The sequence below is a fragment of the Mesorhizobium sp. STM 4661 genome (assembly GCF_000359125.1).
Classification (GTDB): Bacteria; Pseudomonadota; Alphaproteobacteria; order Rhizobiales; family Rhizobiaceae; genus Mesorhizobium.
In genome coordinates, this window is record NZ_CAAF010000016.1 from 17,861 (window position 1) to 38,524 (window position 20,664).

Genomic DNA, 20,664 nt, shown 5'->3' on the forward strand with positions numbered 1-20,664 from the left:
GCGGTTCGCCGGACCTGGTAGAGGCAGTCGGTAACGTCGATGAGCGATGACCTTCCCATTCTCTCACCCGCCGAAGCGCGCGTGCTTGGTTGCCTGATCGAGAAGAAGGAACTGACGCCCGACATCTATCCGCTGACGCTCAATGCCGCGCATCAAGCCGCCAACCAGAAGACGGCGCGCGAGCCCGTGATGGCGCTGGAGCTCGGCGAGATCGCAAGGGCATTCGGCCAGCTCGAGCAGAAAGGTCTGGTCAGGCGCGCTTTCGCCTCGCGCGTCGAGCGCTACGAGCACACTGTCGCGCAGCACTTTTCGCTGACCTCGTCGCAGATCGCGGTGATCGGCCTGTTGCTGTTGCGCGGCGCGCAGACGGCGCATGAACTCCTGGCGCGAGCCGAGCGCATGGCGCGGTTCTCCTCCATCGAGGCGCTTCGTGGCGACCTCGACCTTTTGATCGGCCGCAGGCCGCCGCTGGTTCAGTTGCTCGACCGGGCCCCAGGCCAGCGCGAGGAGCGCTATGTTCATCTGCTCGGTGGGCCGGTGGAGGTGTCGGCAGTAGCGGCGCCTTGGCAGGCGCCTCGGCCGGTGTCCGACCTCGAAGAGCGGGTGCGTGCGCTGGAGGAAGAGGTCGCGGCACTGCGCGCGAAGCTGGAAGCGCTGAGCGGCGGAGGCCGCTAACAAATCATTCGAGATGTCGGAGGGACAGCGCCCCCCTCTGTCCTGCCGGACATCTCCCCCACGAGGGGGGAGATCGGATGTCGCCGTCGCTTTCGCCAATCGCCAGCGTTGAAAGAAAGAAGCGGCGGTAAAGCTGCCAATCTCCCCCCTCGTGGGGGAGATGCCCGGCAGGGCAGAGGGGGGCGCGAAGGATCGCCGACTCTCCGAAGGCCGGCGTTCAACCCAGCCTGGCGTCGAGCGAGACATTTATGGCGCCGAGCGCCTTTGACACCGGGCAGCCGGCCTTGGCCTTTTCGGCCAATTCCTGGAATTTCGCGGCATCGATGCCCGGCACCTTGCCGACCACCGTGAGCGCGCTGCCGGTGATCCCGGTGCCGGGAACCAGCGTGACCACCGCCTTGGCGTCGAGTTCGGCGGCGGGCGTGCCGTTCTCGGCCAGGAAGTGAGAGAACTGCATGGCAAAGCAGCCGGCATGGGCGGCGGCGATCAGCTCTTCCGGGTTGGTGCCGGATTTGCCGCTCTCGTCCTCGAAGCGTGCCTTGAACGAATAGGGCGTGGCCTTCAGGGTGCCGCTCTGGGTGTCGAGCGTGCCCTTGCCCTCCTTCAGATTGCCCTTCCAGACGGCGTTTGCGGTGCGGTCCATGAAATCCTCCTTGATTGTACGGCCGGCCCGGCGCCAGCGTTCTTCATGACTATAGCGCGGGCGCGGGCGAAGACCACCGGGCTCTTTGCGCCGTGGCGCAAAGTTGGCGGCGGCGGGGTTGAATTTTTCTTGAAAAAATGCGCGTGCAAAAATGTCGACTTCCATCGGCCTCGACCGTCCTGCGGGCGGTCACGGATTTCGCGGCCGGATGGAGGTTCACATGGATGGTTTGTTTTTCGCACTGTGGAAGAGACCAGGCCGCAGGGCCGTGCGGCGGGAAGATTTTTGGTTGCATCCACCGCCTTCCGGCGTTGGCCGGCTTCTGGTGGCGGTCGCCATCATCGGGGTCGCGGTATGCGTTCTCGATCATGCGGCGGCAGGCAAAGGCGCCGCTGACACCCTCGTCACCGCATCCTATGGTCCGTCACAACAAGGGAGCTGGAAATGAAATATGTCCTGCTGGTTTATGGCGAGGAAAAGGATCTCCACGCGCTCACTCCGGAGGGATCGGCAAAGCTCGACGCCGATTCGCTGGCCTATGACAGGTCATTGGACCAGCAAGGCAAGCTGATCATCGCGCAGGCGCTGCAGTCGGTGAAGACGTCGAAGACAGTGCGGCGGCGCAAGGGCAAGCGGCTGGTCACCGACGGCCCCTTCACTGAGACCAAGGAGCAATTGCTCGGCTTCGTCATGATCGAGGCCGAGAACCTCGACGAGGCGCTGGAGATCGCCGGCGGGATTCCGCTCGCGGAACTCGGCACCATCGAGGTCAGGGCGATCTATGACGTGCCGGGATCCTGAGCGTCCGTCGTCCGAGCCAGCTAGATGGCTTCGCCCTTCAGCAGCCTTGGCGTGTCGCTAGACAATCCGGATGCCTGGCGGATGAAGAAGTCCTTCAGGCGTGGCATGCGCTCGACCAGGCCAAGGCCGATGTCGCGGACGGCGCGCAGCGGGCCGATGTCGTTGGAAAACAGCCGGTTGAGCACATCCGTGGTGACGCCCATCCGCACGGTGTCGAAGCGCCGCCACTGCTGGTAGCGCTCGAGCACGTCGAGGGCGCCGATGTCCTGGCCGAGCCGATCGGCCTCGACCACCACTTCGGCCAATGCCGCCACATCCTTGAAGCCGAGATTGAGGCCCTGGCCGGCGATCGGATGGATGCCGTGGGCGGCATCGCCGACGAGCGCGATGCGCGGCGCAACGAAGGCGCGGGCAAGCGTCAGGCCGAGCGGCCAGGCGCGAGGCTTGTCGGCGACGCGGATTTCACCGAGCTTCAAACCAAAACGCAGTTCGAGCTCATGCTCGAAGACGAGGTCGTCGCCGTCGACCAGTTTCTGCGCATCCTCCGTTCGTTCGACCCAGACGATCGACGAGCGGTTGCCTTCCTCGCCCGGCCCCCCGTCCTTGCCCGGCTTCAGCGGCAATGTGGCGAAGGGGCCGGCCGGCAGAAAATGCTCTTCGGCGCTGCCATTGTGCGGGCGTTCATGGGCGACGGTGCAGACGATGCCGGACTGACCGTATTCCCATTTCACCGTCTTGATGCCGGCCATGTCGCGCAGTTTCGAATTGACGCCGTCGGCGGCGATCAGCAACCGCGCCTTAAGCGTCGCACCGTCGGCAAGGTGCACGGTGACGCCGGCGCCGCTCAGATCGAAGGCGCTGACGGCAACGCCCTCGATGATGTCGATGCCGAGTTTCTCCGCGCTGCCACGCAAGGCGCCGTTCAAGTCCCTGTTGGCAACCATATGCGCGAAGGGTTCGCCGGGCGCGACCTCGCCGTCAAAGGTGAGAAACACCGGGCGCACCGGATCGGCGGTGCGCGAATCGGTGACGATCATCTCGGTGATCGCCTGCGCCTCCGGCGCGATCTCGGCCCAGACGCCGAGCTGGTCGAGCATGCGGCAGGCGGCGGCGGCGACGGCCGAGGCGCGGCCGTCCTTTTGCCAGACGCCGGCTGGTGCCGCGTCGACGATGGCGATGGCGAGGCTTGGGCGCGCCTGTTTCAGCGATACCGCGGCGGCAAGCCCGACATAGCCGGCGCCGGCGACCAGAACGTCGAGCGAGGTTTTTGCATTCGCCTTGCGGTCCACCATGGCAAATTCCCTTCCGGCCTTGACTGTCCGCCATTCCTGTCGGAAACCGCCATAACACTTCCGCGGCTAGTGTCCCGATTCTGAAATTCGCCTGACACTAGCAAACTAACGATTTCTAGTGTCGTTTTGATTTCGAAGTTCGCTCCGAGCGCGATATCAAAATCAAGCGAACTTCGAAATCAAAACGACGCTAGGGCGCGAAACATGACGGCGGCCACGGACGAACTTCTCGACATTCTCGACCTCGAGCAGCTCGAACACAACCTGTATCGTGGTCGCAGCCCCAAACTCGACTGGCAGCGCATTTTCGGCGGCCAGACCATCGCCCAGGCGCTGGTCGCGGCGCAGCGAACGGTCGAGCCCGAACGCCATGTGCATTCGCTGCATGGCTATTTCATGCGACCCGGCGACACCAAGGTGCCGATCATCTACGAGGTCGACCGCATTCGTGACGGCGGCTCCTTCACCACGCGCCGCGTCGTGGCGATCCAGCACGGCCAGGCGATCTTTTCGCTGGAGGCCTCGTTCCAGCAGGACGAGGTCGGCCTCGAACATCAGGTGCCGATGCCGCTCGACGTGCCGGCGCCCGACACATTGCTGTCGCAGCGCGAATTGCTGGGCAAGTTCGGCGATGCCGTGCCCGACGGCATCAAGCGCTACTGGGAGCGCGACCGGCCGATCGAGATGAAGCCGGTGATGCTGAAGCATTACACCAGTCGTGAGAAACTGGAGCCGAAGCAGAACATCTGGATCCGCACCACCGGCCCGGTGCCGGCCGACCGCGCCATACAGGCGGCCGTGCTCGCCTACCTCTCCGACATGACGCTGCTCGACACCTCGACCTTCGCCCATGGCCGCGCCATCTTCGACCGCGACATCCAGGCGGCAAGCCTCGACCATGCCATGTGGTTCCACCGCAGCCATCCGCTCGACGACTGGATGCTGTACACGCAGGACAGCCCCTCGACGCAGGGCTCGCGGGGCTTCACGCGTGGTTCGCTGTTTGCGCGCGACGGCACGCTGATCGCCTCGGTTGCGCAGGAAGGCCTGATCCGGCTGAAGCGCCCGCCTGCGGAATAGGCATTTTCCAAAAATTGCCTATTTTTTAATCAGGCACAGTGCCGCAACTCTGAACAGTCAGTTGTTGGTGGCCGGCTAATCTCTTTGGTTACAACAGGTTAATGACCTGCTTCGGCAATTGGCACGGAGCTTGAATCCTAGCGGGCACTCTCCGGCTCTCATGGGATCGGCGAAGTCGTGCAAACGCGGGGGACCCGCAACAGCAAAGGGTGAAACCTTATGAAAATCGTGATGGCAATCATCAAGCCGTTCAAGCTCGACGAGGTGCGCGAAGCGCTCACCGCAGTCGGCATCCAGGGCCTGACCGTCACCGAAGTCAAAGGCTACGGGCGTCAGAAGGGACACACTGAAATCTATCGCGGGGCGGAATACGCGGTCAGCTTCCTGCCGAAAATCAAGATCGAGGTCGCGGTGGGTGCCGACATGGTCGACAAAGCCGTCGAAGCCATCACCGCGGCGGCCAAGACCGGACAGATCGGCGACGGCAAGATCTTCGTCTTCGGCATCGACCAGGCCGTGCGCATTCGCACGGGCGAAACAGACACCGACGCGCTTTGAGCCGCGAACACGTATTCCAATGGAGAGTTCAATGAATATTCCTTCCACCTTGAAGTCAGCGGCGCGCACCGCGCTGCTGGGCGCGTTCACGCTCGGGGCATTGGGCACGATTGCCGCTTTCGCACAGGAAGTAGCAGCTCCTGCCGCCGAAGCGGCAGCGCCAGCGGCGCCGGCCTTCACCGTCGACAAGGGCGACACGACGTGGATGATGGTTTCCACCGTGCTGGTGCTGTTGATGACCGTTCCCGGCCTGGCGCTGTTCTACGGCGGCCTGGTTCGCACCAAGAATATGCTGTCGGTGCTGATGCAGGTCTTCACCATCACCTGCGTGGTCATGATCATCTGGGTGTTCTACGGCTATAGCCTTGCCTTCACCCCCGGCAACGCCTTCGTCGGCGGCCTCTCCAAGATGTTTCTCTCCGGCGTCGACGTGACGACGCTGTCGGAAACCTTCACCAAGGGCGTCGCCATTCCCGAGCTGGTGTTCGTCCTCTTCCAGATGACCTTCGCCTGCATCACGCCCGCCCTGATCGTCGGCGCCTTCGCCGAACGCATCAAATTCTCCGCCGTGATCCTTTTCACCATCCTCTGGGTCACGTTCATCTACTTCCCGATCGCGCACATGGTCTGGTTCTGGGGCGGCCCGAGCGCTTACAGCGATCCGTCCGGGCTCATCTTCAGCTTCGGCGCCATCGACTTCGCCGGCGGCACGGTCGTCCACATCAATGCGGGCATCGCCGGCCTCGTCGGCGCGCTCATGATCGGCAAGCGCATCGGTTACCAGAAGGACGTCATGGCGCCGCACTCGATGACGCTGACCATGGTCGGCGCTTCGCTGCTGTGGGTCGGCTGGTTCGGCTTCAACGCCGGTTCGAACCTCGAAGCGAACGCCTATGCGGTGCTGGCCATGGTCAACACCTTTGTCGCCACGGCGGCGGCGGCACTGACCTGGATCGTGCTTGAAACGCTGCTGCGCGGCAAGGCGTCCATGCTTGGCGCCGTTTCGGGCGCTCTTACCGGCCTTGTCGCCGTCACGCCCGCCGCCGGCTTTGCCGGGCCGATGGGCGCCATCGCGCTCGGCATCGTCGCCACCTGCGTCTGCTACTTCTTCGTCTCGGTGGTGAAGAACAAGTTCGGCTATGACGACAGCCTCGATGTCTTCGGCATCCACTGCGTCGGCGGCATCATCGGCGCGCTCGGCACCGGCATCCTGGTCAATCCCGCCCTCGGCGGCGCCGGCATCGTCGATTATTCGACGGCCGACTTCGCCGCCGGCTATGCCGGCACGTCCACCCAGTTGTGGGCGCAGTTCAAGGGTGTGCTGGTAACCCTCCTGTGGTCGGGTATCGGCAGCGCCATCCTCTACAAGATCGTCGACATGATCGTAGGCCTGCGCCCGACGGCCGATGCCGAGCGCGAAGGGCTCGACCTCACCGCGCACGGCGAAGCGGCTTACCACCCGTAAGCCTTGTTCCCGGGGGGCGGTCTCGGCCGCGCCCCGCAGCATCCTCCCATCCCGTCGTGACGCTCCCGAAAGGGGCTCACGCCTTGAGGCCCGGATATGTTCCGGGCCTCTTTTTTTGCGCGCCGATGGCGAGTGCTGCCCGATCACAATCGCTTGATCAGGGTCCGATCGGCCGAAGGCATGAAACATCGGCACTGCCGGCTCCGAACTGTGGTGGCGACCGTCGTCTGGGCGCTCGTGAAAACCAGGGAAGGAACCATTCCATGAACATCAGAAACATCTGCCTCAAGTCGGCCTGCCTCGGGGCACTTGCTTTTGCCATGGTCAGCGGCACGGCCTTTGCCGGCGCGCTCGACTCGCCGGACGATATGTCGCCGTTCTTCACCGATTCCGGCATGAAAACCATGAAACCGATGGAGGAGTTCAAGGCAGCCTTCATGGCGATGCCGATGGAAAAGCAGGAAGCGATGAAGAAGGAATGCAATGATGCGGCGATGAGCAAGCCGTATGCTGAATTCTGCGCCAATGTGCAGGCGCTCGGCGGCGCCAACTAAGTGCGGGGCCAGGCTGAAGCCTGAATCATTTCGCTTCAAGCCGAACGGTGGCGGGCCAGCGTGCCCGCCATCCGCATTTGCCTCGGAGAGAGCATCGTCGGCTCACGAACGTCTCAAGCGATCGTGATTCCGCGCCGGCTCCGCTTGCTGGTAGAACCCATCCCGATCCACCCCCCGGATCGATCTGAGGGCGAAATCCCACTCTCGCCTGCTCAAGATAAGGCCTCGCTGGCTCCGGCTCGCGAGGCTTTCTTGTTTGCACGGTCGCACCTCGTCCAGCCGTGCTGGGACGTGCCGTTCAACCACCGGTGATGAGCAATAGCGCTCTCAACTTCTTATAGTTAATGCGGCCTTAACCTTCCCGCCGATAGTCTGGTGTCCGAATCCGCCGGAGTGCGTCATGCGCTCGTGCCGGGCAATGACAGACGGGGAAGAGCATGCGTTCAGGGGCTTCAGCACCGCTCGCGCTGGCCGATACGGGGCAGGGCATCCGGGCGTTCGCGCGGCGTCAGGTCGGCCGGCTGGTCGGCGCCGGTCTGTTTGCTCTGGTCGCCTTTGGCGTCGCCAGCCTCGCCACCTGGAACGTCGCCGATCCGAGCTTCTCCCACGCCACCGGCAACATCGTCACCAACGCCATGGGCTATGCCGGCGCTGTCTTTTCCGACCTTGCCATGCAGTTCTTCGGCCTCGCCGCCGTCGCGGCCCTGGTGCCGGCCGTCATCTGGGGATTTCTGCTGTTTTCGGCGCGCGGCGTCGACCGGTTGCCGAAGCGCGGGCTCGCCTGGTTCGGCTTCGCGCTCACTGCCGCCGCGATCGCCGGCTGCGTGGTGCCGCCCAAGACCTGGCCGCTGCCGACCGGCCTCGGCGGCGTGTTCGGCGACATGGTGCTCAATATTCCTGGCCTCGTCATCGGCGGCTATCCGACCGGCCTCATCGCCAGCGTGATCGCCGTGCTTCTGGCCGCGCCGGCGCTGTGGCTGTTTGCCTATGGTTCGGCGCTGATTGCGCGCAAGAACGGCTTTGCCGTGCAGGAGGAGCCAGCCGCGTCCGATCCCCGCGACCAGGACGAGCTGCTCTTCGACGACGACGAGGACGAAGGCGACGAAGGCATATTGGCGCTTGGCGCCGTCACCCATTGGTGGCTGTCGTTTCGTGGCTATCTTCGCCGCCGCGCCGCGCGGCGCCGCGAGCATGACGATTTCGAACCCGAGATGGAACCGCGTCCCAGTGCCTGGCGGCGCGCCGCCGAGCGGGTCGAGTCGGCCGAGTTCGCCGAAGCACGGATGAGCCCGGATGGCCGCGCCCGTGTCGAACCCGAATTCTTCGCCGCCATGGTCAACGATCGCAATGCCTCGCTCGACCCCAACGATGCCGATGTCTTCGACGATGACATGGACTTTGCGCCGGAACCGATGGGCCAGCGCCGCGCCGCGCCCAATGCGAAGGTGCAGAACTTCCGCTCCGATGCGGCGACCCGCGTCGAGGCGCCGGCGCCGCGTCCGGTTCCGGGCGCCCGTGTCCAGCGCGAGGCGCAGACCTCGCTGATCGGCTCCGAGACGTTCGAAATGCCGTCGCTGCATTTCCTGTCCGAGCCGAAGAATGTCGTACGCGACGCCAGCCTCTCCAAGGATGCGCTGGAACAGAATGCCCGCCTGCTCGAAGGCGTGCTGGAGGATTTCGGCGTCAAGGGCGAAATCATTGCCGTGCGTCCAGGTCCGGTCGTCACGCTCTACGAGCTCGAACCGGCGCCCGGCATCAAATCGTCGCGGGTCATCGGTCTGTCCGACGACATTGCCCGCTCGATGAGCGCGATCGCCTGCCGCGTCGCCGTGGTGCCCGGCCGCAACGCCATCGGCATCGAACTGCCGAACGCCAAGCGCGAGACGGTCTATCTCAGGGAGATCATGGCCAGCCGCGATTTCGAGACGACCAAGGCCAAGCTGGCGCTGGCTCTCGGCAAGACCATCAATGGCGAGGCGGTCATCGTCGACATCGCCAAGATGCCGCACGTGCTGGTCGCCGGCACCACCGGCTCGGGCAAGTCGGTCGCCATCAACACCATGATCCTGTCGCTGCTCTACCGGCTGACGCCGCAGGACTGCCGGCTGATCATGATCGATCCGAAAATGCTGGAACTCTCGGTCTATGACGGCATCCCGCATCTTTTGACGCCCGTCGTCACCGACCCGAAGAAGGCCGTGGTGGCGCTGAAATGGACGGTGCGCGAGATGGAGGACCGCTACCGCAAGATGTCGAAGGTCGGCGTGCGCAACATCGACGGCTTCAACGCCCGCGTCAGCCAAGCAGACAAGAAAGGCGAGAAGATCTCGCGCACGGTGCAGACCGGCTTCGACCGCCAGACCGGCGAGGCGATCTACGAGACGGAGAACCTCGATCTCGAGCCGATGCCCTATATCGTCGTCATCATCGACGAGATGGCCGACCTGATGATGGTTGCCGGCAAGGACATCGAAGGCGCCGTGCAGCGCCTGGCGCAGATGGCGCGCGCCGCCGGCATCCATGTCATCATGGCGACGCAGCGCCCTTCCGTCGACGTCATCACCGGCACGATCAAGGCCAATTTCCCGACCCGCATCTCCTTCCAGGTGACGTCGAAGATCGACAGCCGCACCATCCTCGGCGAGCAGGGCGCCGAACAGCTGCTCGGCATGGGCGACATGCTCTACATGGCCGGCGGCGGCCGCATCCAGCGCGTGCATGGCCCCTTCGTGTCCGACGACGAGGTCGAGAGGATCGTCGCGCATCTGAAGCTGCAGGGCGTGCCGGAATATCTCGACGCCATCACCGAGGACGATGAGGAGGACGACGACGAACCGTCTGGTAAGGGTGGGGCCGGCGGCGGTGGCGGCGGCAATTTCGAGGATTCCGACGATCCCTACGACCAGGCCGTCGCGGTGGTGCTGCGCGACGGCAAGGCCTCGACCAGCTACATCCAGCGCCGGCTCGGCATCGGCTACAACCGCGCCGCCTCGATCATCGAGAAGATGGAGAAGGAAGGCATTGTCGGCCCGGCCAACCATGCCGGAAAACGCGAGATCCTGGTGCCAACGGAGGACGACAAGTTCTGATCCGCCAAGACGGAGCGCCGGCCGACCCCGGCAACCTTCGGACCTTGCGGCGCGTTGATGGGGCTGAGCCCGATCGATCCGCCAAACTTAAGCCCAACTGGGGGTCCAGGACATCGACTACATTTAATTGCGCATGATCCTTTCCGAACCCGATTTTCGGGGTCATGCGCCGGAACCACAAGAGAGTGACCGGCATGAACAACTCATCTTTCGCCCCAAACCGTCGCCAGGTGCTTGGCCTGGGCCTGGTGCTCGCCGGCGCCGCGGCCGTCAATGTAATGCCCGGATTCCAGTTGCTGGCCTCGGCGCAGGGGGCGGTGCCGCCAACGGCGCAGAAGATCGCCGACCGCTTCTCCTCGGTCAAATCGATGAGCGGCGAGTTCGTCCAGTTCGGGCCCAAGGGCGAGCAGACCGGCGGCAAGTTCTTCCTGGAGCGGCCGGGCAAGATCCGCTTCAACTATGACGGCGCGTCGAATTTCAGGGTGATTTCCGACGGCACGTCGGTGGTCATCCTCAACAAGCGGCTGAACACGTCCGACCTCTACCCGCTGTCGAAGACGCCGCTCAAGCTGTTGCTTGACAACAGGATCGATCTCTCCGGCGGTCGCGTCAAAAGCGTCAAGGAAGAGAACGACCTCACGACGATCCAGCTTGCCGACAAATCGGTGTTCGGCAATTCGAAGATCACCATGATGTTCGATCCGAAATCCTACGAATTGCGCCAGTGGACCATCACCGACGCGCAAGGCAAGGACACGACGGTGATGATCTTCAACGTCAAGGAAGGCGTCAGCTTCGCCGCCGACACCTTCGCCATCGATTATACGGCCAACCGCGAGCTCAACACCAAATCCCGCTAGGCATTTCGATAGCTGTGGATAGAAGCGAGCCGCGCCCTGCGGGGCGCGGCTCAGCTTGTTTTTGAGGCCTGCGGCTGGCAGGTTCCGGCGTCGCCCGCTGGAACCTGCGCATGACTTTTTCCATCGCCACCTGGAACATAAATTCCGTCCGCCTGCGCATGCCGATCGTCGAGCGCCTGCTCAGGGAACAGGCGCCGGACGTGCTTTGCCTGCAGGAAACCAAAGTTCCCGACGAATTGTTTCCCGAGAAGGCCTTCCGCAAGCTCGGTTACGAGCACATCGCCTTCCATGGCCAGAAAGGCTACCACGGCGTGGCGACGGTGGCGCGCCGGCCGATCGAAGTGGTCGAAAAGCGTCGCTTCTGCGAGATCGACGACAGCCGGCATCTGTCGGTCACCGTGCGGGCCGGCGGCAAGGCGATCCTGCTGCACAATTTCTATGTGCCGGCCGGCGGCGACGAGCCCGACCCGGAGATCAACCGCAAGTTCAGGCACAAGCTTGATTTCGTCACCGAAATGAACGCCATCCGCGCCGACCATGACGAGGTGTCCGGCTCGATGCTGGTCGGCGATCTCAACATCGCGCCGCTAGAGCACGATGTCTGGTCGCACAAGCAGCTCCTGAAGGTGGTCAGCCACACGCCGGTCGAGACGGAAAGTTTCGAGGCGATGCGGCTGGCCGGCGACTGGGTCGACCTGATGCGGCTCAACGTGCCGCATGAGCAGAAGCTCTACACCTGGTGGAGCTACCGCGCGCAGGATTGGGAAGCATCCGATCGCGGCCGGCGGCTGGACCATGTCTGGTCGTCGCCAAACCTGGTGCCGAATTTCGCCGGCTACGAGATCCTGCGGCTGGCGCGCGGCTGGGAACGGCCGTCGGACCATGTGCCTGTCATCGCGCGGTTTGATTTAGAGTAGTAGTGCGGACTGCAGTCCGCAGCGATCCTTCGCGCCCCCCTCTGTCCTGCCGGACATCTCCCCCACTTGGGGGGAGATTGGCCGTCACCTTGGCTTTCGCCAATCTCTAACGCTGCAGAAGTGGGCGGAGCGCCTGAACTGCCAATCTCCCTCCTTGTGGGGGAGATGTCCGGCAGGACAGAGGGGGGCGCTGTCCCTCCGGCGTTTCACAAGTTCCGTATCACCGCGGCCCGCTCAGCCCTCGAAACGAGACGCCAGCTTCTCGATACGGCGGATCATTGCCTGAAAATCCTCGGAGATGCGCTGGTGCAGATGCACCGCGATATCGGGATACTCCTCCAGGATGCGGCGGAACATCTTGCGGCTGAGCCGCAGCACTTCCGAATCGATTTCGGCGAATGCGCTGGTCAGCCGATTGGTGTCGGCGATCAGCGCCAGCTCGCTGAGGATGGTGCCGGGGCCGGCCGTGCCGATCGGGACGCGTTCGCCATTCTGCTCGCGATAGAGCACGATGCGCCCGCTGACGACGATATAGGCGGAATCCGCTACGTCGTCCTCGCGGTAGAGCTTGTGGTCGGCCTGCAGCATGGTGGTTTCGGCGCCAAAGGCGAGCAGACGCAACTGTTCCTGCGTGAAGTCCTCGAAGAGCCTCACGGTGGACAGGATGCGAATGTCGTCATCCAACGCCATCTAGCTATGTCCCCGAACCGACAGTCCGACGCCTCCCTCTAGAGTTCGACCCGGAACCACCTCCAGTTTCAGGATCGTACCGGAACGCAGTCCTCGCCCCGACCGCTTAATAGATGATGAAATGTTTAAGGAACCAGCTTGTAGCCGCCGCTTTCTGTCACAAGAATTTCCGCATTGGAAGGATCGCGCTCGATCTTCTGGCGCAGCCGGTAGACATGGGTTTCAAGCGTGTGCGTGGTGACGCCGGAATTATAGCCCCAGACTTCCTCGAGCAGCACGTCGCGCGTCACCACCTTCTGGTCGGCGCGATATAGATATTTGATGATCGAGGCTTCCTTCTCGGTCAGCCGCACCTTGGTGCCGCGCTGGTCGATCAGAAGCTTCTGGCTTGGCTTGAAGGTGTAGGGACCGACCGAAAAGGTGGCGTCCTCGCTCTGCTCGTGCTGGCGCAGCTGGGCGCGGATGCGGGCCAGAAGCACGGCGAAGCGGAACGGCTTCGTCACGTAGTCGTTGGCGCCGGCCTCGAGACCGAGAATCGTATCAGAATCCGTGTCGTGTCCGGTCAGCATGATGATCGGAGCCTTGTAGCCGCCCTTGCGCAGTATCTTCACCGCCTCCCGGCCATCCATGTCGGGCAGGCCGACATCCATGATGAGCAGATCGATGAGGCCGCCGCGCGCCGCGGCGACGCCCTTGGCGGCGGTTGATTCCTGCAGGACATCGAATTCCTCGTAGAGAGATAATTGCTCGACGAGTGTGCCGCGCAGGTCGTCATCATCGTCAACGATCAGGATGGTGCGTGAGGTCATGGATCAATCCGTTGTTTTGAAAAGAAAATTCAGTTGACCGCCCCCCGTTTATGCTGAAGCTGACCGGCACAACAGCCGATCACAGTGATTTGTTCCGTGACACGATCATACAAGAAAAAACGGCAGCGCAATGCAGCCGGCGCATTTTTGCAAAAAGGGCTTCGCGTGCTCACCGTGCGCGCCCGGCCCGGCAATGCCAGCCAGGGGCTCCTGCAGGCCGCCGGACTGGTGTTTCCATGCGCGCTGGGACGCGGCGGCATCTCGGCCGGCAAGCGCGAAGGCGACGGCGCCACGCCGCTTGCCTCGATGCGGATCCTGTCAGGATATTTTCGCGGGGATCATTTTTTCGACGCCCGCAAAACCCGGCTGGCGATGGCGCCGATCGGGCCGGATCTCGGCTGGTGCGAAGTGCCCGACGACCGCAACTACAACCGCCCGGTGAAGATCCCCTATGGCGCCAGCCATGAGCACATGCGGCGTGCCGACCGGCTCTATGACGCCTGTCTGGTGCTCGACTGGAACATCGCGCCGCGCCGACGCGGCCGCGGCAGCGCCATCTTCTTCCATCTGGCGCACGCCGGTTTCACGCCGACGCAAGGCTGCGTGGCGGTGACGGCGCGCGCGATGGCGCGGCTGTTGCCGCTGCTGTCGGACCGCACGGTGGTGAAGGTGGTGAGGTAAGGGCAGTAGGGCAGTAGGCGCTCTCTTTTCCCCTACTGCCGTATTGCCCTACTGCCTTACTCCCTTAGTGTCGCGGCTTCTGCCAGCCAATGTCGAGCAGTCCCAGCCGGCCTAGCTCCCGGTCCATGGCGCGGGCGACATCCTTGCGCTCGGCGCCGATGTCGCGCAGTTGGCGATCCGGGAGATCCTCGACATTTTCATGCGGAAGGTTGGGTCCATGCGGGAGGTTGACCGCGATTCTCGCGTGGCGGAACCACTCAATTGCCGCGCGCAGCCAGATTGGCCCGGCAGCGGGAGACTTCAAAACGATGTGTGACATGACGTGATCCGTTCCATCCGGTCATCAAATCCAGTTTGATGGTTTCTCGATGGCCACATCATTACGGATTGAAATTGAAGAGGGAAACGAGTAGTTCTTTTCAGATCATCAAGTTTTATTTGTGGATCAAGAGCGATGATCCTGCCAAAAATCATGCCGCGCTGATGGCCCGCCTGCTGCCGGGAACGCGTGCCTTGAGAACGCTGGAGGCGGCGGCCCGGCACCTCAATTTCACCCGCGCCGCCGATGAGCTCGGCCTGACGCCGGCGGCGGTCAGCCACCTGATCAAGGAAATCGAGGATCAGCTCGGCATCGTGCTGTTCACGCGCACCAGCCGTACCATCCGGCTGACCGAGGCGGGCGCGGTGCTGTTCGAGGCCTCGGCCGACGCGCTCGACCTGCTTGGCCGGGCCGTTTCACGGGCGCACAAGATGGCGCGCGGCACAGCGCAACTGAAAGTGACTCTCGACGCCCAGTTCGCGACAAAATGGCTGATGCGACGTGTCGACAGCTTTCGCAAGCACCAGCCTGATATCGAGCTGCGCTTCGACATCACCTATGAAGTGCGCGACTTCGACCGCGACGACGTCGATGTCGGCATCCGCTTCGGCACCGGGAAATATGCCGGACTTTGCAGCCACCGCCTGTTCGACAATGTCATCATTCCCGTGTGCAGTCCGGCGCTGCTCAAGGCGGGGCCGCCGCTGAAGGAGCCGCGCGACCTGTTCCATCATACGCTTGCCCATATCGTATGGGCGCGGCAGGGCGTGACCTGGCCGAACTGGCGCATGTGGATGGCGGCGGCCGGCGTCGACGATTTCGACGACAGCCGGACGGTCGTCTTCAGCAATTCCTCGGATGCCGTGCAGGCCGCGCTCGACGGCAACGCGGTGGCGCTCGCCGACTTCGCCATGGTGGCGAACGATCTTTCAGAAGGCCGGCTGGTGCGGCCATTCGCGCTGGGCATCAAGGTCGCGCCCGACTTCGCCTATCACCTGGTCTATCCCCAGGGCTCCGCAGATGACGCCAGGATCGTGGCGTTCAAGGACTGGCTCCTGAACGAAGTCCACAACCCGCAGCCAGATCCTACACGTCGAAGCTGGGACGAGCTTTAGTGTCGCCCCATTTTCTAAGCGGCAACGCTCAGCCAGCGACTTCCGGCACGCCGAACCAGCCGATCACCGCGCCGATGAGCAGCAGCACGCCAAGCCAGTGACCGGTGTCGATCAGGGTCAGATCCCAGCCGAAGCCTTCGTAGCGATGGTTGACGGAAAGCGTCGTGGCAACGAAACCAAGCCAGAGGACGAAACCGAAGACGAGCCCGGCAACGAGGCTCGGCTCGCCGCCGGTCACCGCGCCGACGATCAGGGCGGTGACAAATGCCATCAAAAGTTCCGCGATGAAGGAGATGACGAAGGGCAGCGGCGATTTCTTCATGGTCGCCGGATCAAGCCTGGCGGCCTTCAGCCATGGCTTGCTCAAACCCATGTACCAGACCGCGCCGAACAGCCACGCCACCACGGCGGCGACGATCACCGCCAGCCAGTTCACTGCTGAAAAATCCATGAATTTGCCTCCCCCGAAACATGTCGCCCAAAAGTGCCCGGCGGTTTTTGGGACAGCGACATGCGTATTCTCAAAATCGATGCGCGATGGAACGCCTGTTCGGCGCTGCCGTCAAGCAAGGCGCCAGACGGTGGTGCGCTTGACCTCGGCGTCCTCCAGAGCCCGTGTCACCGCCACCTCGTAGACGGCAAGCGGCTCCAACCCCGTCTTCGGCAGATAGGCGCGGCCAGGGTCGCCGACGAGGATCTCGGCGCCGCGCGCTCTCAGTATCGCGAACCACGGTATCAGACGGTCGGCGAACGGCTTGTCGTAGAAGACGTCGCCGGCCAGAACCACATCCCAGCCCGCATCGGTCCCGACACAGTCCGTGCCGAGGACCTTTATCCCGACGCCATTGGCCTCTCCATTGAGGCGGATCGCGGTCGCACAGAACGGGTCGATGTCGGCGGCGGTCACATCCACCGCACCGGCCTGCACGGCTGCGATGCCGACTAGGCCGGAGCCGGAAGCGAAATCGAGCACACGCTTGCCGCGCACCGTATCGGGATTGTCGAGGATGTAGCGGGCAAGGCCTTGGCCGCCGGCCCAGGCGAAGGCCCAGAAGGGGGGCGGCAGGCCGATTTCGGTCAGTTCGTCCTCGGTCCGCTGCCACAGATCATGCGCTTCGTCGGCCAGATGCAGCAGGATCTCCGGCACATGCGGCGGCGCCATCAACGCCGTGCTGTCGAGGATGAACTTTTTCGCGCTGTCTGGCGTCAGCGCCGTCACGGAGCCGGCGTCAGGCCGCCCATGCGGCAGACCTCTTTCCATTCCGCCGGGGTCACCGGCTGGACGGAAAGCCGCCCGAGCCGAACCAGCGCCATTTCGGCAAGCTTGGGATTGGCTTTGACCTGCTCCAGCGTCGGCGGGTTCGGCACATCCTTGAAGGCGCGGATGTCGACGCATTCCCAGCGCGGATCGTCAGTGGTGGTATCCGGATGAGCCAGCGCGCAGACCTCGGCGATACCGACGACGTCAAGCCCTTCATTGGAGTGGTAGAAGAAGCCGAGATCGCCGATCTGCATCGCCTTCATGTTGTTGCGCGCCGCATAGTTGCGTACGCCGTCCCATTGCGTGCCGGCCTTGCCCTTCGCCTTCAACGCCTCGAAGGAGAAGACCGAGGGCTCGGATTTGAACAGCCAGTAGTTCATTTTTGTTCCTCCTCGCGGCCAGAGGTCAGCTAGCCGCCGGTTTGTTGAAGGCCCAATTCCATTGCCGGATTTCGACGCTCTCGAACAGCCCGGCCTTGGCATAGGGATCGGCAGCCGACAGTGCCTGAGCACCGGCCAGATCGGGCGCCTCGACCACGACGAGACTGCCATTCGGCTTGCCGTCGGCGTCGAGGAACGGACCGGCGAAGGCCAGTTTCTTTTCGCCGTTCAGCCCCTCCAGGAAGGCAACATGCTCGGGCCGTGTATCGAGCCGCACCTGCAGCTTTCCAGGCTTGTCTTTGCAAATCCACGCAAACAGCATTTTTTCCAGCTCCGGATTGTTCGAGATTACACGTCGGTTTCGGTCTTCAGCGGCCTGGTCATCAGCGCCGACACAGCCTGGCTTATGGTGATGGTGCCGTCCAGTATCGCTGATACAGCTGTGATGATCGGCGCGTCGATGCCGCGCTCGATGGCGATGCGGGCGGCGATCGCCGCCGTCGGCACGCCTTCGGCCAGCGGCAGGCCGGCAAGCGGCTTGCCTTGGCCGAGCGCCAGCCCGTAAGCAAAGTTGCGCGACTGGGCGGACGAGCAGGTGAGCAAAAGGTCGCCGAGGCCGGAAAGGCCCATCAGCGTCTCCGGTTTCGCCCCGAAGGCAGCTCCCAAGCGGCGCAATTCGACAAAGCCGCGCGTCACCATGGCGGCCTGGGCGCTGGCGCCGAGCCCGGCGCCGGTGACAGCACCGGCAGCGATGGCGAAGACGTTCTTCAGCGCACCGCCGATTTCGACGCCGATGAGGTCGTCGCTCGAATAGCAGCGCAGATTCCGTGCCGAAAAACGGGCGGCAAGGTCGGCCGCCCGACCCTCGTCGCGGGCGGCGACAACCACGGCCGTCGGCAGGCCCCTGGCGACGTCGGTGGCGAAGCTCGGGCCGGACAGCGCGGCGACCGGACTTTTCGGCAGAATCTCCTCGACTATCGCCGACAGCAGCGCGCCGGTGTCGCGCTCGATGCCCTTGGCGCAGAGAACCAGTGGGACGCCCTGCGGCATATGGTCTTTCACGGCTGCCAGCATGGCGCGCAGCGACTGCGCCGGCGCCACCGCCAGCACACAATCGGCGCCGTCGAGCGCGGCCTTGATGTCGCTGGTCGCCACGATGCCGGGCTCGATCGCAATACCCGGCAGATAGCGCGGATTTTCGCCGTGGTCGATCGCGGCGACGGTCTCCGGATCGCGCGCATAGAGGCGGACGAAATGGCCGGCACGCAGCATGGCCAGCGCCAGCGCCGTGCCCCAGGCGCCGCCGCCAAGCACGGCGACGCGCCAGCCGCTTGGGGCCCTATCCTCGCCGCCAACAGTCATGCCTTGGCTCCGCGCCGGCCCGAACCGACCATCGGGGCGGAGATGCTATCCAGCGGCCAGCGCGAGCGCGGCACGAAATCGGCGGCATTTTCCTGCGCGATGCCGGCGCGCAGCCTTTCGATGCCGGCCCATGCGATCATCGCGGCGTTGTCGGTGCAGAGCTTCAGCGGCGGCGCGACAAAGGCAAAGCCTGCCGCAGCGCAAAGAGCTTCCAGTGTCGCCTTGATCGTGCGGTTGGCGGCGACGCCGCCAGCAACAACCAGCGCTGGCTCCGCCTTGCCCGGAAACTCCTGACGGAACCGGTTCAGCGCTCGCGAAACACGATCGCCCAGCGCATCCGCCACCGCCGCCTGGAACGAGGCGCAGATGTCGGCGACGTCCTGGTCGCTCAACGGGGCAATCGCCGTCGCTGCCTGACGCACCGCGGTCTTCAGCCCGGAGAAGGAGAAATCCGGCTGCGCCGAACCCTTCATCGGGCGCGGAAAGGCAAAACGCGTGGCGTCGCCTGACGCTGCTGCCTTCTCGACATTCGGCCCGCCGGGATAGGGCAGGCCGAGCATCTTGGCCGTCTTGTCGAAGGCTTCGCCCAGCGCATCGTCGATGGTCGTCGCCCAGCGCTGATAATCGCCGACGCCGCGCACGGCAACGATCTGCGTGTGCCCGCCGGACACCAACAGCAAGAGATAGGGGAACTCGAGCCCATCGGTCAGCCTTGCGGTCAGCGCGTGGCCTTCGAGATGATTGATGGCGATCAGCGGCTTGTGTGCTGCTGCTGCGATCGCCTTGGCCGTCATCAGCCCGACGATCAGCCCGCCGACAAGGCCGGGACCGGCGGTCGCGGCAATCGCATCGATATCGGCGAGCCCCACGCCCGAATCGGCAAGTGCTGCTTCGACGATGCCATCCAACGCTTCGACATGGGCACGGGCGGCGATCTCCGGCACGACGCCGCCAAAGGCAGCATGCTCCTCGATCTGGCTGAGCACGATGTTGGACAGGATTTTCGGCGCGGCATCGCCTTCCAGCGTTACCACGCTGGCTGCGGTCTCGTCGCAACTCGTCTCAATGCCCAGAACGCGGATCAATTCGTCGCTGTCCTCGATGATTGTGCAACCAGCCTTTCCCCGCTAGGAGAAAGCCCGGAAAACGGCCTCAATCTGCCGGGGGTTATCACGGACGGCGCGCCATGCAAACAACCTTGAAAATCGGAACACGCGGCAGCCCGCTGGCGTTGGCGCAGGCTCATGAAACGCAGGCGCGGCTGATGGCCGCGCACGACATGCCGGTTGAGGCGTTCGAGATCGTCGTCATCTCGACCAGCGGCGATCGCATTCAGGACCGGCCGCTGTCGGAAGCCGGTGGCAAGGGCCTGTTCACCAAGGAGATCGAGGAGGCGCTGCTTGAGCGGCGCATCGACATCGCCGTGCATTCGTCCAAGGACATGCCGACGATATTGCCCGATGGGCTGGAACTCAGCGCCTTCCTGCCGCGCGAGGATGCGCGCGACGCTTTCATAGGCAAGGCGGCGAAGGCGATTGCCGAACTGCCGCAAGGCGCCAAGGTCGGTTCGTCGTCGCTCAGGCGCCAGGCGCTGATCCGGCGGATGCGGCCGGACCTCCACGTGGTGATGTTTCGCGGCAATGTGCAGACGCGGCTGCGCAAGCTGGACGAGGGCGTCGCCGATGGCACCATCCTGGCCTTTGCCGGGCTGAAGCGGCTCGGGCTTGAAGACGTCATTACCGACCTGATGCCGCTCGAGACCTTTCCACCGGCGCCCGGCCAAGGCGCCATAGGCATTGAAACCCGCATCGGCGACCGCAAAGTGGAAAAGATGCTGGCGGCGATCCATGATGTGCCGACCGGCCAGGCACTGGCCTGCGAGCGCGCTTTCCTCGAGGCGCTCGACGGGTCTTGCCGCACGCCGATTGCCGGCCATGCGACGATATCAGGTGGCACCCTGTCTTTCGCCGGATTGATCATCTCGCCGGATGGCACGGACTGGCATGAGGTCGAGACGCAAGGCCCGGCCGGGGATGCAGCGCTGATCGGCGCGGACGCCGCCAGGACCGTGCGGGCCAAGGCCGGCGAAAAATTCTTCGACGGCTGGGCCTGA

At 64.0% G+C, this 20,664-nt stretch carries 24 protein-coding genes; 13 read left to right on the top strand and 11 right to left on the bottom strand.

Annotated elements, in window-relative coordinates; genetic code table 11:
• Positions 1 to 39: 39 nt before the first annotated feature.
• Positions 40 to 675 carry a DUF480 domain-containing protein gene (locus tag MESS4_RS04560; RefSeq protein WP_006327111.1) on the top strand — a complete coding sequence of 212 codons (636 nt, stop codon included), beginning with the start codon at positions 40 to 42 and terminating at the stop codon, positions 673 to 675.
• Between the two features lie 217 nt (positions 676 to 892).
• On the opposite strand, the gene MESS4_RS04565 is transcribed toward MESS4_RS04560, so the two are convergent.
• A complete protein-coding gene (locus tag MESS4_RS04565) occupies positions 893 to 1,318 on the bottom strand; it encodes an OsmC family protein (protein WP_006327115.1) in 426 nt (141 codons plus the stop codon).
• 220 nt (positions 1,319 to 1,538) lie between these two features.
• Between MESS4_RS04565 and MESS4_RS04570 the strand changes: the two genes are divergently transcribed.
• Both MESS4_RS04570 and MESS4_RS04575 read left to right on the top strand, forming a co-directional pair.
• Positions 1,539 to 1,766: a hypothetical protein gene (locus tag MESS4_RS04570; RefSeq protein WP_036240694.1), complete on the top strand. Its 228-nt coding sequence runs from the start codon at positions 1,539 to 1,541 to the stop codon at positions 1,764 to 1,766.
• Positions 1,763 to 2,119: a YciI family protein gene (locus MESS4_RS04575; RefSeq protein ID WP_006327117.1), complete on the top strand. Its 357-nt coding sequence runs from the start codon at positions 1,763 to 1,765 to the stop codon at positions 2,117 to 2,119. Before MESS4_RS04570 ends, MESS4_RS04575 begins: the two co-directional genes overlap by 4 nt.
• 20 nt (positions 2,120 to 2,139) lie before the next feature.
• Here the strand turns inward: MESS4_RS04575 and MESS4_RS04580 are convergent, their stop codons facing one another.
• Positions 2,140 to 3,411 (bottom strand): ubiquinone biosynthesis hydroxylase, encoded by a 1,272-nt coding sequence (locus tag MESS4_RS04580; protein ID WP_006327118.1) that lies wholly within the window; start codon positions 3,409 to 3,411, stop codon positions 2,140 to 2,142.
• 204 nt (positions 3,412 to 3,615) lie between these two features.
• On the opposite strand from MESS4_RS04580, the gene tesB reads away from it, so the two are divergent.
• From tesB to MESS4_RS04615, 7 genes are all read left to right on the top strand, one after another.
• Positions 3,616 to 4,491, top strand: a complete 876-nt coding sequence (gene tesB, locus MESS4_RS04585) for an acyl-CoA thioesterase II (RefSeq protein ID WP_006327119.1) — start codon at positions 3,616 to 3,618, stop codon at positions 4,489 to 4,491.
• A gap of 219 nt (positions 4,492 to 4,710) precedes the next feature.
• A complete protein-coding gene (locus MESS4_RS04590) occupies positions 4,711 to 5,049 on the top strand; it encodes a P-II family nitrogen regulator (protein ID WP_006327120.1) in 339 nt (112 codons plus the stop codon).
• A gap of 31 nt (positions 5,050 to 5,080) precedes the next feature.
• A complete protein-coding gene (locus tag MESS4_RS04595; RefSeq protein ID WP_006327121.1) occupies positions 5,081 to 6,514 on the top strand; it encodes an ammonium transporter in 1,434 nt (477 codons plus the stop codon).
• A 263-nt stretch (positions 6,515 to 6,777) separates the two neighbouring features.
• Positions 6,778 to 7,068, top strand: a complete 291-nt coding sequence (locus MESS4_RS04600) for a hypothetical protein (RefSeq protein WP_006327122.1) — start codon at positions 6,778 to 6,780, stop codon at positions 7,066 to 7,068.
• Positions 7,069 to 7,505: 437 nt separating this feature from the next.
• Positions 7,506 to 10,157, top strand: coding sequence for a DNA translocase FtsK (locus MESS4_RS04605; protein ID WP_006327124.1), 2,652 nt, complete (start codon positions 7,506 to 7,508; stop codon positions 10,155 to 10,157).
• Between the two features lie 278 nt (positions 10,158 to 10,435).
• Positions 10,436 to 11,017 (top strand): outer membrane lipoprotein carrier protein LolA, encoded by a 582-nt coding sequence (locus MESS4_RS04610; protein ID WP_244441050.1) that lies wholly within the window; start codon positions 10,436 to 10,438, stop codon positions 11,015 to 11,017.
• A gap of 110 nt (positions 11,018 to 11,127) precedes the next feature.
• Complete coding sequence (locus tag MESS4_RS04615) at positions 11,128 to 11,934, top strand: exodeoxyribonuclease III (protein ID WP_006327129.1); 807 nt, start codon at positions 11,128 to 11,130, stop codon at positions 11,932 to 11,934.
• Between the two features lie 234 nt (positions 11,935 to 12,168).
• Here the strand turns inward: MESS4_RS04615 and MESS4_RS04620 are convergent, their stop codons facing one another.
• Together MESS4_RS04620 and MESS4_RS04625 are read right to left on the bottom strand one after the other, a co-directional pair.
• On the bottom strand, positions 12,169 to 12,624 hold the full coding sequence (locus tag MESS4_RS04620; RefSeq protein WP_006327130.1) for a Crp/Fnr family transcriptional regulator: 456 nt from the start codon (positions 12,622 to 12,624) through the stop codon (positions 12,169 to 12,171).
• A 125-nt stretch (positions 12,625 to 12,749) separates the two neighbouring features.
• Positions 12,750 to 13,433, bottom strand: coding sequence for a response regulator transcription factor (locus tag MESS4_RS04625; protein WP_006327131.1), 684 nt, complete (start codon positions 13,431 to 13,433; stop codon positions 12,750 to 12,752).
• Positions 13,434 to 13,598: 165 nt separating this feature from the next.
• Between MESS4_RS04625 and MESS4_RS04630 the strand changes: the two genes are divergently transcribed.
• Complete coding sequence (locus MESS4_RS04630) at positions 13,599 to 14,114, top strand: L,D-transpeptidase (protein ID WP_006327132.1); 516 nt, start codon at positions 13,599 to 13,601, stop codon at positions 14,112 to 14,114.
• 64 nt (positions 14,115 to 14,178) lie between these two features.
• Here the strand turns inward: MESS4_RS04630 and MESS4_RS04635 are convergent, their stop codons facing one another.
• Entirely contained in the window at positions 14,179 to 14,433 is a 255-nt protein-coding gene (locus MESS4_RS04635; RefSeq protein WP_006327133.1) for a hypothetical protein, read from the bottom strand.
• Positions 14,434 to 14,597: 164 nt separating this feature from the next.
• Here MESS4_RS04635 and gcvA point away from each other — a divergent pair, with 164 nt between their 5' ends.
• Positions 14,598 to 15,548 (top strand): transcriptional regulator GcvA, encoded by a 951-nt coding sequence (gene gcvA, locus MESS4_RS04640; RefSeq protein ID WP_036240708.1) that lies wholly within the window; start codon positions 14,598 to 14,600, stop codon positions 15,546 to 15,548.
• Positions 15,549 to 15,576: 28 nt separating this feature from the next.
• On the opposite strand, the gene MESS4_RS04645 is transcribed toward gcvA, so the two are convergent.
• The 6 genes from MESS4_RS04645 to tsaD all read right to left on the bottom strand — a co-directional run bounded on the left by MESS4_RS04645 (position 15,577) and on the right by tsaD (position 19,633).
• Positions 15,577 to 15,999: a DUF1761 domain-containing protein gene (locus MESS4_RS04645; RefSeq protein WP_006327135.1), complete on the bottom strand. Its 423-nt coding sequence runs from the start codon at positions 15,997 to 15,999 to the stop codon at positions 15,577 to 15,579.
• Positions 16,000 to 16,110: 111 nt separating this feature from the next.
• Positions 16,111 to 16,809, bottom strand: coding sequence for a methyltransferase (locus MESS4_RS04650; protein WP_198292725.1), 699 nt, complete (start codon positions 16,807 to 16,809; stop codon positions 16,111 to 16,113).
• The gene (locus MESS4_RS04655) at positions 16,764 to 17,189 is read right to left on the bottom strand and encodes an EVE domain-containing protein (RefSeq protein ID WP_006327137.1); all 426 of its coding nucleotides are present in this window, start codon (positions 17,187 to 17,189) and stop codon (positions 16,764 to 16,766) included. The genes MESS4_RS04650 and MESS4_RS04655 overlap by 46 nt, the downstream gene beginning before the upstream one ends.
• 25 nt (positions 17,190 to 17,214) lie before the next feature.
• Complete coding sequence (locus tag MESS4_RS04660; RefSeq protein WP_006327146.1) at positions 17,215 to 17,511, bottom strand: YciI-like protein; 297 nt, start codon at positions 17,509 to 17,511, stop codon at positions 17,215 to 17,217.
• A 26-nt stretch (positions 17,512 to 17,537) separates the two neighbouring features.
• The gene (locus tag MESS4_RS04665; RefSeq protein ID WP_006327148.1) at positions 17,538 to 18,551 is read right to left on the bottom strand and encodes an NAD(P)H-dependent glycerol-3-phosphate dehydrogenase; all 1,014 of its coding nucleotides are present in this window, start codon (positions 18,549 to 18,551) and stop codon (positions 17,538 to 17,540) included.
• Entirely contained in the window at positions 18,548 to 19,633 is a 1,086-nt protein-coding gene (gene tsaD / locus MESS4_RS04670; protein ID WP_198292726.1) for a tRNA (adenosine(37)-N6)-threonylcarbamoyltransferase complex transferase subunit TsaD, read from the bottom strand. The genes MESS4_RS04665 and tsaD overlap by 4 nt, the downstream gene beginning before the upstream one ends.
• A 104-nt stretch (positions 19,634 to 19,737) precedes the next feature.
• Here tsaD and hemC point away from each other — a divergent pair, with 104 nt between their 5' ends.
• The gene (hemC, locus tag MESS4_RS04675) at positions 19,738 to 20,664 is read left to right on the top strand and encodes a hydroxymethylbilane synthase (RefSeq protein WP_006327152.1); all 927 of its coding nucleotides are present in this window, start codon (positions 19,738 to 19,740) and stop codon (positions 20,662 to 20,664) included.

Bases quoted from the DNA above. Each gene is read 5' to 3' on its own strand.
- MESS4_RS04645 (WP_006327135.1), bottom strand. From the start codon at position 15,999: ATGGATTTTTCAGCAGTGAACTGGCTGGCGGTGATCGTCGCCGCCGTG.
- tesB (WP_006327119.1), top strand. From the start codon at position 3,616: ATGACGGCGGCCACGGACGAACTTCTCGACATTCTCGACCTCGAGCAG.
- MESS4_RS04595 (WP_006327121.1), top strand. From the start codon at position 5,081: ATGAATATTCCTTCCACCTTGAAGTCAGCGGCGCGCACCGCGCTGCTG.
- MESS4_RS04575 (WP_006327117.1), top strand. From the start codon at position 1,763: ATGAAATATGTCCTGCTGGTTTATGGCGAGGAAAAGGATCTCCACGCG.
- MESS4_RS04565 (WP_006327115.1), bottom strand. From the start codon at position 1,318: ATGGACCGCACCGCAAACGCCGTCTGGAAGGGCAATCTGAAGGAGGGC.
- MESS4_RS04655 (WP_006327137.1), bottom strand. From the start codon at position 17,189: ATGAACTACTGGCTGTTCAAATCCGAGCCCTCGGTCTTCTCCTTCGAG.
- gcvA (WP_036240708.1), top strand. From the start codon at position 14,598: ATGGCCCGCCTGCTGCCGGGAACGCGTGCCTTGAGAACGCTGGAGGCG.
- MESS4_RS04605 (WP_006327124.1), top strand. From the start codon at position 7,506: ATGCGTTCAGGGGCTTCAGCACCGCTCGCGCTGGCCGATACGGGGCAG.
- MESS4_RS04615 (WP_006327129.1), top strand. From the start codon at position 11,128: ATGACTTTTTCCATCGCCACCTGGAACATAAATTCCGTCCGCCTGCGC.
- MESS4_RS04610 (WP_244441050.1), top strand. From the start codon at position 10,436: ATGCCCGGATTCCAGTTGCTGGCCTCGGCGCAGGGGGCGGTGCCGCCA.
- MESS4_RS04650 (WP_198292725.1), bottom strand. From the start codon at position 16,809: ATGGAAAGAGGTCTGCCGCATGGGCGGCCTGACGCCGGCTCCGTGACG.
- MESS4_RS04600 (WP_006327122.1), top strand. From the start codon at position 6,778: ATGAACATCAGAAACATCTGCCTCAAGTCGGCCTGCCTCGGGGCACTT.
- MESS4_RS04620 (WP_006327130.1), bottom strand. From the start codon at position 12,624: ATGGCGTTGGATGACGACATTCGCATCCTGTCCACCGTGAGGCTCTTC.
- hemC (WP_006327152.1), top strand. From the start codon at position 19,738: ATGCAAACAACCTTGAAAATCGGAACACGCGGCAGCCCGCTGGCGTTG.
- MESS4_RS04570 (WP_036240694.1), top strand. From the start codon at position 1,539: ATGGATGGTTTGTTTTTCGCACTGTGGAAGAGACCAGGCCGCAGGGCC.
- MESS4_RS04560 (WP_006327111.1), top strand. From the start codon at position 40: ATGAGCGATGACCTTCCCATTCTCTCACCCGCCGAAGCGCGCGTGCTT.
- MESS4_RS04665 (WP_006327148.1), bottom strand. From the start codon at position 18,551: ATGACTGTTGGCGGCGAGGATAGGGCCCCAAGCGGCTGGCGCGTCGCC.
- MESS4_RS04590 (WP_006327120.1), top strand. From the start codon at position 4,711: ATGAAAATCGTGATGGCAATCATCAAGCCGTTCAAGCTCGACGAGGTG.
- MESS4_RS04580 (WP_006327118.1), bottom strand. From the start codon at position 3,411: ATGGTGGACCGCAAGGCGAATGCAAAAACCTCGCTCGACGTTCTGGTC.
- MESS4_RS04635 (WP_006327133.1), bottom strand. From the start codon at position 14,433: ATGTCACACATCGTTTTGAAGTCTCCCGCTGCCGGGCCAATCTGGCTG.
- MESS4_RS04660 (WP_006327146.1), bottom strand. From the start codon at position 17,511: ATGCTGTTTGCGTGGATTTGCAAAGACAAGCCTGGAAAGCTGCAGGTG.
- MESS4_RS04625 (WP_006327131.1), bottom strand. From the start codon at position 13,433: ATGACCTCACGCACCATCCTGATCGTTGACGATGATGACGACCTGCGC.